Origin of the sequence: Thalassospira sp. (assembly GCF_048059015.1) — a bacterium.
Lineage (GTDB): Bacteria > Pseudomonadota > Alphaproteobacteria > Rhodospirillales > Thalassospiraceae > Thalassospira.
The window spans coordinates 131,245-145,169 of the sequence record NZ_JBLLNT010000007.1 but is presented as its reverse complement, the minus strand read 5'-3'; the positions used below and the strand labels follow the sequence as shown (position 1 = coordinate 145,169).

Sequence of the window (13,925 nt, the reverse complement as noted above, 5' to 3'; positions counted from 1 at the left end):
AGCTGTCAGATGACTGTTCATATTGACCCGAAATCATCAAGTCTGACCTGGAAGCGCGTCCGTCGCTATGTGCCGATCCTTGATTGGGGACGCAGTTATGATCGCACGGCCTTTGGCAACGATATGGTTGCTGCGATCATTGTAACGATCATGTTGATCCCGCAATCCTTGGCCTATGCGCTTTTGGCCGGACTGCCGCCAGAGGCTGGGTTATATGCCTCGATCGTGCCGATTATTCTTTATGCGATTTTTGGCACAAGTCGGGCCTTGGCGGTTGGACCGGTTGCGGTTGTGTCGCTGATGACGGCTGCGGCCATTGGCAATGTCGCTGAAACTGGCACGATGGGCTATGCGGTGGCGGCCCTGACACTGGCGGCGTTGTCTGGTGCGATCCTTTTGGCGATGGGCGTGTTCAGGCTTGGCTTTTTGGCCAATTTCCTGTCGCATCCCGTGATTGCCGGCTTCATTACCGCATCGGGCATTCTGATTGCCGCAAGTCAGCTCAAACACATTCTGGGTGTTGATGCCGGTGGGCATAATCTTTGGGAAATTGTGTCATCATTGATTGCGCATGTGCCTGAAACCAACATGACGACACTTGCTATTGGTGTGCTTGCCACCGGGTTTCTGTTTTGGGTGCGAAAGGGGCTTAAGCCCGCCTTGCGTGCGATTGGTGTTGGTCCGCGCATGGCCGATGTCATTACAAAGGCGGGGCCGGTTGCCGCGGTTATTGCAACGACCCTTGTTGTTTGGGGACTGGGCCTTGCCGATGGTGGGGTGAAGATTGTTGGTGACGTACCGCAAAGCTTGCCGCCCCTGACCATGCCGGATTTCTCGGTCAGTTTGATTTCTGATCTTTTGGTGCCAGCCATCCTTATTTCCGTAATCGGCTTTGTTAAATCGATCTCTGTCGCCCAGACATTGGCAGCAAAACGTCGTCAGCGGATTAACCCGGATCAGGAATTGATCGGGTTGGGAGCAGCAAACCTTGGTGCAGCCTTCACCGGTGGGTATCCGGTGACGGGCGGATTTGCCCGTTCGGTGGTGAATTTTGATGCGGGGGCGCAGACACCTGCGGCCGGGGCATTTACCGCCATCGGACTTGCGATTGCCGCGATTGCCCTAACGCCGTTGGTCTATTTCCTGCCAAAGGCGACATTGGCCGCGACGATTATCGTTGCTGTGCTTTCACTGGTCGATTTTAGCATCCTGAAAACCAGTTGGCGCTATTCAAAGGCTGACTTTGTTGCAGTATCGGCAACGGTGCTTTTAACGCTTGGCTTCGGGGTGGAGGTCGGGGTGACGTCGGGCGTGATCCTGTCGATTGGGTTGTTCCTGTATCGTACGTCGCGCCCGCATATCGCCGAAGTCGGCCTGGTGCCCAGCACACAGCATTTCCGTAATATCAAACGCCATAAGGTGATTACGGACCCAAGTGTTCTGACCATCCGGATTGATGAAAGCCTCTATTTCGCCAATGCCCGTTTTCTTGAGGATTACGTGCTCGATCGGGTGGTAGGTGAAACGGAACTTAGGCACGTCATTTTGATGTGTTCGGCGATTAACGAGATTGATCTAAGTGCGCTTAAATCGCTTGAAGCGATCAATCATCGGCTTGATGAAATGGGCATTGCCTTGCACCTGTCCGAGGTCAAGGGGCCGGTGATGGATCGTTTGAAATGTGCGCACTTCCTTGATGATCTGACAGGTAAGGTGTTCCTGTCGCAATATGATGCGATGACGGAATTGCTCAAAGTCCCGGCTGTTTCTTTATCGGTCGAGGATGCGCCTGATACCGCCGAAACAAAGGCCAGCTAAACTTAGTACCAATCAAAAGAAAGGCCGGGATTTTCCGGCCTTTTTGTTTCTGTTTTGCTCAGCGATTTCGAAGGTGGGTCAAAACATAGATCAACCCGCCAGCCAGCAATCCCCAGAACGCCCCGGATATCCCGTAAAAGGTCAATCCTGCTGCAGTGACGATAAAGGTGACGGCGGCTGCTTCGCGCGCGTCTTCTTCTTTAAACGCGGCAACCGCGGATCCGGCAAAAGCACCGATCAGGGCAAGACCGGCAACTGCTTCGATCAGGATGCCCGGTGCCAAGCTGATAAAGGCGGTGACAAGGCCTGCCAACAATCCAAAGACGATATAGAAAACCCCGCTTGAAATGGCGGCCCAATAGCGTTTCGAAGGATCAGGATGGGCGTCCTTGCCTGCACAGAGTGCAGCGGTAATCGCAGCAAGGTTTACCGCATGCCCGCCAAATGGCGCGGACAAGAGCGAGAATACACCGGTCCAGGTAAAGAGCGGGCTTGGCGGCGTGTCATAATCATTGGCGCGGAGCACTGCTGTGCCGGGAATGTTTTGGGATGCCATCGTCACAATGAACAGCGGCAAGGCAATGCCAATCAAACCTGCCAGCGTGAAGGAGGGCATCACGAATTCAACGGGTGGGGCGATGGAACTGCCAAGGTCGGCCAACGCACCGTCCGGAAAATCAACGCCAAAGATCAGAACCGCAATAAACGCCAGAAGGGCGGCTGGCACCGCAAGCAGACGGTTAAACCGCCCAACCACCAGCCAGGCAATCGCAATCGGCAAACCAAGGATCGGGTCAAAGGCAACGGCTTTCACTGGTGCCAGACACAATCCCAACAGCACACCCGCCAGCATCGCATTGGCAAGCGGGGCAGGGATGGCTGCAACCGCACGCCCCAATGGGCGCCAAACGCCACTGATAATGATCAGTGCCGCGCAAACAATGAAGGCCCCAACAGCAACGCCAAATCCACCCTCAATCGGACCTGATGTGGCGAGCAACGCAGCACCCGGCGTGGACCAGGCAATACTGATTGGCATTTTGGTTTTAAGCGATAGGACAATCGCACAAAGCCCCATGGAAACCGATAGCGCCATAAGGCCCGATGCCGCCTGTTCCGGGCTAGCGCCAACGGATGTCAGTCCTTGCAATACAACGGCAAAGGAACTTGCTGTCCCGACAAAGCCTGCCAACAGGCCCATGAAGATGCTTTGGGGCGAAATATCGCGCAGCATGGGAGCTCCGAACGTGATGTTTTTAATGGAAATCGCGGTGGCGACGAAGCGACCCTAGCCCGAAGTCCTTGATTGAACCAGCAAAAAGGAAAAGCCCCGCAGGCGTGAGCTAGCGGGGCTTTGAAGAGATATCACTATTTGATCAGCGTTCGGTGATCTTGAACTCGATACGCCGGTTGCGGCGATAAGCGATTTCGTCATCGCGGTTGTCAAGCGGCTGGTACTCACCAAAGCCTGCTGCAACCAAACGATTGGGCGGAACACCCTGATCAATCAGGAACTTGACCACTGAAATTGCACGCGCGGCGGACAGTTCCCAGTTCGACGCGAATTGCAGGTTTCTGATCGGAACCTTGTCGGTGTGACCATCAACGCGCATCACCCAATCGATGTCATCGGGAATTTCCGATGCGATTGCAGTCAGGGTTTCACCCAGTTTCGCCAATTGTTCCTGACCTTCAAGGCCAAGGTCGGCTGAACCAGAGCCAAACAGAACTTCGGACTGGAAGACAAAGCGATCACCAACAACGCGTATGTCCTGACGATCACCAAGCACTTCGCGCAGGCGCCCAAAGAACTCGGAACGATAACGCTGCAGCTCGGCGACCTTGGTGGCAAGTGCCGCATTCAGGCGGTTACCAAGATTGACGATCTGCGCACTTTTTTCTTCGTTCTCGCGTTCGGATGCTTCAAGGGCAGCTTCAATCCGGGCGAGCTGTTGGCGAAGGGCCAGCATCTGCTGATTAAGGGCTGCGACCTGTGCCTTTGCCTCATCGCTCAGATTTTTCTGCTCTTCAAGTTCAGCAGCTCGGGATGCCAGAAGGGCAGAAAGCTCTTCGATGCGGGTATCCTGATCGGCGATCTTTTCATCGCTGCTGGTTTGCAGCTGGGACAGCTCGGCTTCTTTGTCTTCAAGTGAAGCCAGCGCGGCAAGAAGGCGCTTTTCGATTTCCTCGGCCGAGAGTTCCGCATTGGCAAGTTGGGTTGCCAATGCGGCTGCACGGTTTTTAAGCTCATCGCGTTGATCAGCGGTATTGGAAAGCTCGGTCGTGAGCTGGGTCAGCTCAAGTTCCATACGCTGGTTATTGCCACGCTCAAGCGAGAGAAGATTGGTGAGTTCGTTGACCTGCGCGGTCAAATCGCTCAGCGCTTCATCACGACCTGACAGAGCCGCACCCAGATAGACCTGCGCTATGACGAAGATCATCAGAAGAAAGATGATCACCATCAAAAGCGTTGCCAGCGCATCAACAAAGCCCGGCCAAGTATTTACATCGCGGTTACGACGGCGCGAAAGCCCGATCATGCGATCAGCCCTCCTCGGCGATGGCGGCGATGGTACGGGCGAGAAGCTTGATCTCGCTTCTGATTTCCTGTGTCGATTGCTGGCGGCCCATGGTCAGTTCTTCGCCAATACGGCCCAGCGTATTGTCAAGCGAACGGATATGCGCACGGGTGTTATCATCAATGCCAAAGCTGCCCATTTTCATGGAGTCAGCCAACTGATCAAGGACCGGCTTCAGATGCATCTGGTTTTCGGCCAGCTTGACCATCAATTGCTGTTCGGCCTTCATCTGATCGGTCAGGGTCGAAAGCTTGTCCGCCAGATCAATCAACGTGTTGTGCGATTTGATCTGCGAGCTTTCCGAACGCTGGATAGAGTTTTGCAACCCTTCCATATTGTCCGCCATTTGCTCGATCAGGGCCGAAAGATATGCCGGAACCGACTGTTCACCATCAGAAAGCGCGCTGCCCGAACCAAGACGGGTAAAGCTTGAAAGCCATTCTTCAAGATCGTTAAAGAACCGGTTCTGCGCCTGTCCTGCCTGCATGTCGAGAAGGCCAAGGGCAAGCGAGCCTGCAAGACCAAACAGCGAGGACGAGAATGCCGTACCCATGCCGCTCAGTGGTTCGGACAGGCCTTCTTTAAGCTCGGAGAACCATAGATCCATGTTCGAGCCACTGCCGACATTGACGTTGCCAATGACGTTGGCGACCGAGTTCACGGTCTGAAGCAGGCCCCAGAAGGTACCGAGCAGACCAAGGAACACCAAAAGCCCAACCACATAGCGCGACAATTCGCGGCTTTCATCCAAACGCGAACGGATCGAGTCCAGAATGGTACGGGTCGATGTGGTCGAAAGCTGCGGGCGATCGCGGCGCTGTTCGGCCATCATGCTGGCCATCGGTGCCAGAAGCTTCGGTGGAACTTGCGACGTCAGACCCGGACGCGAACGACGGAAATCTTCGATCCAGGTGACTTCCGGTGACAGGCTGGCAGCCATGCGGAAGGTGTAAATCACACCAACAACGAACACGCCAAGGATCAGGCCATTGAGAACAGCATTGGCCATAAAGGCATCAGACAGGGCCGGGAACAGCAGGGCGCCAACCCCGGCAATGATGGCAACGAAGATTGCCATACGTGTCAGATAACTTCCTGGTTTGGTAATGGGCAGGGATGTCCCTACGCCATTTGCCGAATTACTGCTCATGACGGATTAATCCTAGCGTTGAACGGTTTTGATATCGACGCGATCTGCCGGGCCGGACGGAACATTCGAGCCAAGAGCCCGAACATCAATGCGTGTGGAACGCACACCTTGGTCGATCAGATAGGAACGAACCTGAAGCGCACGCGAAAGCGACAAACGACGTGCTTTTGATGCGTTTGCGCCATCACCCTGTGCATAGGCCTGAAGCTGAATACGCAGGCTGTCATCGCGGCCCATGGCGGCGATCACCTGATCAAGCTGACGACGGGCATTGTCGCTGAGCTCGAAGCTGTCTGCGCCAAAGGCAAGGCTGTATTCATCCGCACCAAGCGATGGCATCGGTTCAGATGCACTGGTCGATGGCGGAATTGCTGCTTCTTCAGCCGCCGGTGCCGGTGTTGCTGCGGGCGCAGCAGGGGCCGGTGCGACCGGGGCATTGGCGGCCATGCTGGTTGCTGGCTGCGTGGTATCTGGTGCCGGGGCCGGAGCAGGCGGAACTTCATTCGAAGAAGCGATCGGCGCAACCGCTGGCGCAGCAGGTGCTGCCGGGGCGGTGTTTTCTTCGGCCTGAACCACCGGTGCTTTTGGCGTTTCAACCACTTCGGCGGTTTCGGTTGCCGGGGCGGGTGCTGGTGTCGGGGTCGGTTCTGCCTGCGCGACAACCGGCGCAGGTGCCGGTTTGGTCAAGGGCGTCGGCGCACTTTCAGGTGCGGCACTACTTGAAGACATGGTCGGTGCGGCAGGTTTGCTGCGCGGGGCCGAAGTCGGCTCTGGCTGGCGAAGGGCGATGGTCTGGTTTGCGCCATCATCCATTGCCGCCGTCTCGCGCGGGCTTACACCCGGTACACCGTAAAATTCTGATTTGGTCGGGAAGGCGGCACCGCTTCCGGCGCCATCAATCACAACGGTTTCATATCCACCATCAAACCCGTCTGAGCTTCCAGCAGCAGCGAACTGCTCAGCTGCAAGAAATTCGGATCTTGGTTTGGTTTCCGGGTAGATCAGATCGCCACCGGGCATCACGATATGTTCGCGCGAAACGCTGGGTGACAGATATTGCGGAACGGTTGGCTGACCGCCAAAACCGTCTGCGACGTCCCAATTTACCTGAACGCTATCGTCAACCGAGACGGGGGAGTACATCTGTGCGGATGCCGTGCCGCCAAAGAACACTGTGGTTCCCAGCGCAGCCGTCATCGCAAGCACCGAAATCTTGGAATACCCCTTCATCAAATCGCAGGCCCCTTAATACCCTGTGTTTGAAAGCGTTTTATAACGTTTTTCTCTTTCACACAGTTTTGTGTCGATCGTTAGGCACCCGCAAACTTTCCGAATGCCACCCCTGTTGGCTGGTGTTCCACTATCGGGTCACTCAGCACGCAACACCATAGCTTAGAGACAGGTAATGGACAACCGCTTTGACCGATAAAGCAAAAGGGGCGCTTCGGTAATTTCCGAAGCGCCCCTTTCAAAAAACAGTAACAAAAGCGGTAGGTTAGTCCGCGATTGCCTTTTTAAGCGTTTTGGCCAGAACCGGCTGGATATAGTCGTTGGCTGCAACGACGCTGCCGGTGCCAAGCATGTTGGTACCGCCTTTGGCGTCACGGACATAGCCGCCAGCTTCGGTAATGATCAGTAGACCTGCTGCGATATCCCACGCATTGAGGTGCTCTTCCCAGTAACCGTCGTAACGACCTGCTGCAACATATGCCAGATCAAGCGAAGCTGCGCCCATGCGACGCACACCTGCGCAACGGTCCATGACCGTGTGAAGCTGCTTTTCAAACGATGCATGGTCGCCGTGACCGATATGGGGAACGCCACACGCCAGAACACATTCGTTCAAACGACGACGGCCCGAAACGCGCAGACGACGGTTGTCAAGGAACGCGCCAAGGCCTTTTTCGGCCCAGAAGCATTCGTCCTTGGCAACGTCATAGACCATCGCCGCAATGATTTCCGTACCCTTCTGAAGGGCAACAGAAATGGCAAAATGCGGGATGCCATGCAGGAAGTTGGTGGTGCCATCGAGCGGATCGATGATCCAACGATGTTCCGGATCAGTACCCTTGACCTCGCCACCTTCTTCAAGAAGGAAGCCATAGCCCGGACGGGCACGCTCAAGCTCTTCACGCAGGCGTTTCTCGGCACGGTGATCGGCAGCAGATACGAAATCTGCCGGGCCTTTCATCGAAACCTGAAGGTTTTCGACTTCACCGAAGTCGCGTTTCAGTCCATAGGCTGCTTTTTCAACAGCCTTGTACATAACGTTGATATTCGCAGAACGACGGGCGGCGCCTCGCACGGCATATCTCCCGGTATTGGAATTAAAAAGAAAACCAGAGGGCTGCTTGGCAGCCCTTAGTCCTTGGCACGCTCAAGATAGGTGCCTTCAACAGTGTTCACGACAATGCGCGTACCCGATTCAATATGCGGGGGCACCATCACACGAACACCGTTTTCAAGAACAGCCGGTTTGAAAGAAGAAGACTGGGTCTGACCTTTGACGACGGCATCTGCTTCGACGATCTGGAACACAACATGTTCCGGCAGGGTCACGCCAAGCGGCTCGCCTTCGAAGGATTCAATGGTCACAACCATACCATCCTGAAGATAAACAGCCGGTTCGCCAACAAGGTCGGAATTTACTGTGATCTGGTCGTAGGTTTCGATGTCCATGAAGGTGATCATGTCACCATCGGAGAACAGATAGCTGTATTCTTTCTGCTCGAGGCGAACCTTTTCGACGGTTTCCGAAGCACGGAAACGTTCGTTCAGCTTGGTGCCGGTACGAATGTCTTTGAGTTCAACCTGGTTAAAAGCACCGCCTTTACCCGGCTTAACAGCCTGGCATTTTACTGCACGCCACAGGGCACCTTTATGTTCGATAAGGTTACCCGGACGGATTTCGTTGCCGTTGATTTTCATGGCACCAACCGTTCTTTCAGATCACAGATTCACAATGCAAAGAGGGGGCACTTGCCCCATTTAAGGAGCGTTAACTACCAGCTTGGCGTTTTTGCTGCAAGCAGATTGATCAGGGTTGATACGCATATCACCCCGTCATTCCCGCATGGCTTGGACCAAGCACTTGTCAGTCAAGGATATTCGGATCAATCCGTCGATCAGATATCGCACGCTGCAATCGCAGCCTTGATCGCCTTTGCCCCGGCTTCGGGGCCATCGGGATGGTTCCAGACACCACCCGTCACCGCAACGAAGTCCGCACCAGCCAAAACGATCGGGGCGACATTTTCAGCCGTGATGCCGCCAATGGCAACACATGGGACCGTGGTAAAGGTCGTCCAGATTTCAAGAATTTCGGGCGTAACGCTGGTTTTGGCTTCTTTGGTTTCGGTCGGATAGAACGCGCCAAAGGCGACATAATCCGCACCCTTGTCACCAAGGATCATCGCGCGATGACGACTGTCATAGCAGGACACACCAACGATATGTTCTTCGCCCATGATCGCGCGCGCTTCGTCGTAGCTTGCATCTTCTTCGCCAACATGAACGCCGTCGCAGCCAGATTTCTTGGCAATGTCGGGTCGGTCATTGAGGATCAGGGGAATATCGCGTTCACTGCACATCGGCAGAATGACGTCGATGGCCTTGCGGATTTCATCGTCGCTGACGTCTTTCAAGCGCAATTGCAGGCAATCAACCGCACCGGTATCAAGAACCGACTTCAGCTTGTTGCCAAAGGTTGCGAGTTCGATTTTCGGCGGGGTCAGAAGATAAAGACCGGCAAGTTCGTCAGAGTTCACGATGATAATTCCTGATGATTTCCTGCGTGTTATGTAAACCCTGACGGAGGTTTTGGCAATTGCCTAGGACCAGTTGCCAAGCTGCGCCAAAAGCCTGCGGTCAAGTTCGTGGTCGGGGAGGCGATGGTCATCCATCCCATAAACCGTATTGGCAGATGGCGCTTCTGTCATGACCTGGCAATTCATCTGTCGTGCCATATCACCAAGGCGTTCACGCTGATCGCGGGGCAAGGCATCAACAATGATACCGTCCAACCCGTTTTCAATCGCGGCAAGGGCACTTGAAACACGGCCGCGGCAATCAAGGATGGCGGCAAACTGTGCGTCGGAAAATTCGGCGCGGGTGATCCGGACCAGATCGGTGAGCCACTGCGCCCCATGTGTCATTCCGGCATGTTCCGGTGACAGCAGGTCAAACCGACGATCGCCCAGAACCCGGCAGGCGGATTGTGCGCCTTTGATACCGTGAATGCGGATGATCGGGTGGGATTGCGTCATGGAATTGCCCGATTACGAATGGGTTCGGGCGACATAGACCGTGTTGATATCTTCGCGGTCAATCAGGGGATGCTTGAATGTGATGACATCAGCCCGGATTTCCGCAAAGGCAGATGCCAGGTTTTCCTCAAACCACGGTTCGGGCAATTCGGTCGACCACAGCGCAAAGATACCGTCCGGCACAAGGTGAGCTGCAAGCTTCTTCAAGCCGTCTTTGGTATAGAGCTTCTTGTGATCGTCATGCAGGACGTTTGATGGTGAATGATCAACATCAAGCAGGATAGCATCGTGCTTAACATTGGGGGCACTTGGCGACATGCCCGGCGTATCAGACAATGACGCGCCGAAGAAATCACCATGCACAAGATGGCAACGCGGGTCATTTGACAGCTGTTCGCCCAGCGGAAGCAACCCTTGCTGATGCCATTCGATGACTTCGGGCAGGGTATCAAGCACGGTGAGCTTACCCGTCTTGGGATTGTCCAGTGCCGCCTTGGCGGTGTAGCCAAGCCCCAAGCCGCCAACGACCACGTCAAGGTTGTCGCGATCAAGTTCTGCCAGTCCAAGGTCGGACAGGGCGATCTCGGCGTCGGTAAACAGGCTCGACATCAGGTATTCTTCATCAAGCTTGATCTCGTAGACATCGATATCAAGGCTCAGCTCGCGCCGGCGGCGCAGGCTTAAAACTCCCATCGGTGTCGGGCGATAATCAAGTTCCTTGAAAAGAAGGCTCACGGGTCGGGCTCCTGTTTGTCTTGATGTGTTGGTGGCTCAACAGTGACCGAAAGATAGACAAAAGAAAAGTGCCCGAAGCAGAACTTCGGGCACTTCTCAAATTCAGATCCAAGCGATGCTTAGAGGAACTTCGCCATAGCGACAGCGGTGTCGCTCATACGGTTGGAGAAGCCCCACTCGTTGTCATACCAAGACAGGATACGAACGAAGTTGCCGTCCATAACCTGGGTCTGGGTCGCATCGAAGGTCGAGCTGTTCGGGTTGTGGTTGAAGTCAACCGAAACCAGCGGTGCTTCGCAAACGCCAAGAACGCCTTTGAGCGGGCCGTTTGCTGCTTCTTTGATTGCTGCGTTGACTTCTTCAACGGTGGTGTCACGACCAGCAACGAAGGTCAGATCGACCATCGAGACGTTCGGGGTCGGGACGCGGATTGCGGTACCGTCGAGTTTGCCTTTGAGTTCCGGAAGAACCAGGCCAACAGCCTTTGCTGCACCGGTCGAGGTCGGGATCATCGAAAGCGATGCCGAACGTGCACGACGCAGGTCAGAATGCAGGCTGTCCACGGTGTTCTGGTCGCCGGTGAAGGCGTGAACGGTGGTCATGAAGCCTTTGGTGATACCAACGGTTTTGTTCAGAACGTCTGCAACCGGTGCAAGGCAGTTGGTGGTGCAGGATGCGTTCGAAACGATGACATCGTCAGCGGTCAGGGTGTCAGAGTTAACACCGTAAACAACGGTTTTGATGTCGCCCTTTGCGGGGGCAGAAATCAGAACGCGCTTTGCGCCGGCAGTCAGGTGTTTGCCTGCGCCCGCTTCGTCAAGGAAGATACCGGTGCACTCGAATGCGATATCAACGTTCAGAGCTGCCCACGGCAGGTTCGCCGGGTCACGCTCGGAGCAAACTTTGATTGCTTTGCCGTCAATGACCAGATCGTCGCCTTCGGCTTTGACGTCATTGGCCAGAACGCCATGAACGGAATCGTATTTCAGAAGATGCGCATTGGTGTTGACGTTACCCAGGTCGTTGATGGCAACAACTTCAACGTCGGTGCGACCGCTTTCAACGATAGAACGCAGAACCAGACGGCCGATACGACCAAAACCATTAATCGCTACGCGAATAGCCATTCATCCCTCCAAAATTATAATGATTGGTACCTGGGGAGTATCAATCACGGCTTAGGGTTTCAAACCCATAGAAAAAAGGCCGGATCGGCATGTTACCGATCCGGCCCTGTAAATTAAACCAGTTCCTTGGCTGCTTTAACCAGCGCGTCAGCAGTGATGCCGAAATGCTCGTAAAGAACCGGGGCAGGTGCCGAAGCACCAAAACCGTGCATGCCGATAACTTTGCCGTTATCGCCAACATATTTTTCCCAACCGAAGACCGAAAGCGCTTCGATGGCAACGCGCGGTGCGCTGCCCAGAACTTCTTTGCGGTATTCCGGCGACTGAGCGTCAAACAGTTCCCAGCTCGGCAGCGAAACAACAGCAGCATTGATGCCGTCTGCTTTCAGCTTTGCCTGTGCGTCAACTGCGATCTCGACTTCCGAACCGGTTGCGATCAGGGTGACCTGACGATCACCATCGCAATCGGAAATCACGTAACCGCCGCGTGCGACAAGGTTGTCTTCACGATATTCGGTACGCAGAACCGGAAGGTTCTGACGGGTAAGGGCCAGAACGGTCGGGCCGCTTTCGTTGGTGATCGACATTGCCCATGCTTCTGCGGTTTCAACCGCATCGGCCGGACGGATCACGGTCACGTTCGGCATTGCGCGCAGCGATGCGACATGTTCGACCGGCTGATGGGTCGGGCCGTCTTCGCCAAGACCGATGGAATCATGGGTCATGACGTAAACAACGCGCTGGTTCATCAGAGCCGAAAGACGGATCGACGGACGGCAATAATCGGTAAAGACCAGGAAGGTGCCGCCATATGGCAGAACACCACCATGCAGCGCCAGGCCGTTCATGGCTGCTGCCATGCCGTGCTCGCGGATACCGTAGTAAATGTAAGCACCTTCGTAGCCGCCTGCTGCGGTGATTGGCGCCTGCGAGCTGGTCTTGGTGTTGTTCGAACCGGTCAGGTCGGCAGAGCCGCCGATCATTTCCGGGATCGCTTTGGTCAGAACTTCAAGAACGTTCTCGGACGCCTTACGGGTTGCGACCTTCGGCTTGTCTTCGGTGATCTGCTTTTTGTAGTCGTTGAAAGCTTCGATCCAGTTTTCCGGAAGCTTGCCTTCGACGCGACGTTCGAACTCGTCTTTCAGACCAGCTTCGAGACCGTCAAAACGAGCGCCCCAAGCATTGAAGTCGTCAGCGCCACGTGCGCCAGCTGCAAGCCATGCGTCACGGATGTCAGCCGGGATGTCGAACGGTTCGTTGTCCCATTCGAGTTTCTTGCGCATGCCAGCAAGTTCTTCGGTACCAAGTGCAGCACCGTGCGTTGCCGAGGTGCCAGCTTTGGTCGGTGCGCCAAAACCGATCTGGGTTTTGCAAGCGATCATCGACGGGGTGTTGGTGGTTTTCGCTTTGGCAATCGCTGCTTCAATCGCGACCGGATCGTGGCCGTCGATTTCCTGAACGTCCCAACCAGCTGCTTCAAAGCGCTTGGTGTGGTCTTCAGAGGTCGAAAGCGAGGTCGGGCCATCAATCGAAATGCCGTTGTCATCGAACAGAACGACGAGTTTCGACAGTTTCATGTGACCAGCCATCGAAATGGCTTCCTGCGAGATGCCTTCCATCAGGCAGCCGTCGCCAGCAATCACGTAGGTGAAGTGGTCAACAACATCATTGCCAAAACGGGCATTCATGATGCGCTCGCCAAGGGCAAAACCAACCGAGGTTGCAATACCCTGACCCAGCGGGCCAGTGGTGGTTTCGATGCCTTCGCCGTGACCGAATTCAGGGTGACCCGCAGTGCGGAAGCCCATCTGACGGAAATTCTTGATCTGATCAAGATCGAAGTCTGCGTAACCGGTCAGGTGCAGCAGTGAATAAAGAAGCATCGAACCGTGACCTGCGGACAGGATGAAACGGTCGCGGTCCGGCCAGTTCGGGTGCTTCGGATCGAATTTCAAGAATTTGGTATAAAGAACAGTCGCAACATCTGCCATGCCCATCGGCATGCCCGGGTGACCGGATTTGGCTTTCTCGACAGCGTCGGCCGAGAGGAAGCGGATGGCATTGGCCATGCGGTTGTGTTCTACTTGCGTCGTCATGTGATGCGGTTCCTGGGGGTTTCGCGGTCGGGCGATGAAAACACTTTTCCATATATAACGGAATTCGCGCGGAAGATGCCCTTACGGGGGGCATACGTCAACCGCTTCTGTCGAAAAACTACGCCTGTTACCCGGAATCAAGCTAACAGATGTTC

The 13,925-nt window shown here is 55.0% G+C and carries 12 protein-coding genes; 1 reads left to right on the top strand and 11 read right to left on the bottom strand.

Going from position 1 to position 13,925, the window contains the following annotated elements:
* Positions 1-9: 9 nt before the first annotated feature.
* Entirely contained in the window at positions 10-1,818 is a 1,809-nt protein-coding gene (locus ACMZ66_RS11480) for a SulP family inorganic anion transporter (RefSeq protein ID WP_416937340.1), read from the top strand.
* Between the two features lie 58 nt (positions 1,819-1,876).
* Here ACMZ66_RS11480 and ACMZ66_RS11475 read toward each other — a convergent pair whose 3' ends face one another.
* From ACMZ66_RS11475 to tkt, 11 genes are all read right to left on the bottom strand, one after another.
* The gene (locus ACMZ66_RS11475) at positions 1,877-3,052 is read right to left on the bottom strand and encodes a benzoate/H(+) symporter BenE family transporter (RefSeq protein ID WP_416937339.1); all 1,176 of its coding nucleotides are present in this window, start codon (positions 3,050-3,052) and stop codon (positions 1,877-1,879) included.
* Between the two features lie 142 nt (positions 3,053-3,194).
* Positions 3,195-4,358: a peptidoglycan -binding protein gene (locus tag ACMZ66_RS11470; RefSeq protein ID WP_416937338.1), complete on the bottom strand. Its 1,164-nt coding sequence runs from the start codon at positions 4,356-4,358 to the stop codon at positions 3,195-3,197.
* A gap of 4 nt (positions 4,359-4,362) precedes the next feature.
* Positions 4,363-5,547 (bottom strand): flagellar motor protein MotA, encoded by a 1,185-nt coding sequence (locus ACMZ66_RS11465; RefSeq protein WP_416937337.1) that lies wholly within the window; start codon positions 5,545-5,547, stop codon positions 4,363-4,365.
* A gap of 12 nt (positions 5,548-5,559) precedes the next feature.
* A complete protein-coding gene (locus ACMZ66_RS11460) occupies positions 5,560-6,777 on the bottom strand; it encodes an OmpA family protein (protein WP_416937336.1) in 1,218 nt (405 codons plus the stop codon).
* A gap of 265 nt (positions 6,778-7,042) precedes the next feature.
* A complete protein-coding gene (locus ACMZ66_RS11455) occupies positions 7,043-7,852 on the bottom strand; it encodes an inositol monophosphatase family protein (RefSeq protein ID WP_416937335.1) in 810 nt (269 codons plus the stop codon).
* Positions 7,853-7,908: 56 nt separating this feature from the next.
* Positions 7,909-8,475, bottom strand: a complete 567-nt coding sequence (efp, locus tag ACMZ66_RS11450) for an elongation factor P (protein ID WP_416937334.1) — start codon at positions 8,473-8,475, stop codon at positions 7,909-7,911.
* Positions 8,476-8,672: 197 nt separating this feature from the next.
* Positions 8,673-9,314: a thiamine phosphate synthase gene (gene thiE, locus ACMZ66_RS11445; RefSeq protein ID WP_416937333.1), complete on the bottom strand. Its 642-nt coding sequence runs from the start codon at positions 9,312-9,314 to the stop codon at positions 8,673-8,675.
* A 63-nt stretch (positions 9,315-9,377) separates the two neighbouring features.
* A complete protein-coding gene (locus ACMZ66_RS11440) occupies positions 9,378-9,812 on the bottom strand; it encodes a hypothetical protein (protein WP_416937332.1) in 435 nt (144 codons plus the stop codon).
* Positions 9,813-9,824: 12 nt separating this feature from the next.
* The gene (locus tag ACMZ66_RS11435) at positions 9,825-10,547 is read right to left on the bottom strand and encodes a spermidine synthase (protein ID WP_416937331.1); all 723 of its coding nucleotides are present in this window, start codon (positions 10,545-10,547) and stop codon (positions 9,825-9,827) included.
* 119 nt (positions 10,548-10,666) lie between these two features.
* Positions 10,667-11,674 carry a type I glyceraldehyde-3-phosphate dehydrogenase gene (gene gap, locus ACMZ66_RS11430; RefSeq protein WP_416937330.1) on the bottom strand — a complete coding sequence of 336 codons (1,008 nt, stop codon included), beginning with the start codon at positions 11,672-11,674 and terminating at the stop codon, positions 10,667-10,669.
* A 113-nt stretch (positions 11,675-11,787) separates the two neighbouring features.
* Positions 11,788-13,770, bottom strand: a complete 1,983-nt coding sequence (tkt, locus tag ACMZ66_RS11425; protein WP_416937329.1) for a transketolase — start codon at positions 13,768-13,770, stop codon at positions 11,788-11,790.
* Positions 13,771-13,925: the final 155 nt, after the last annotated feature.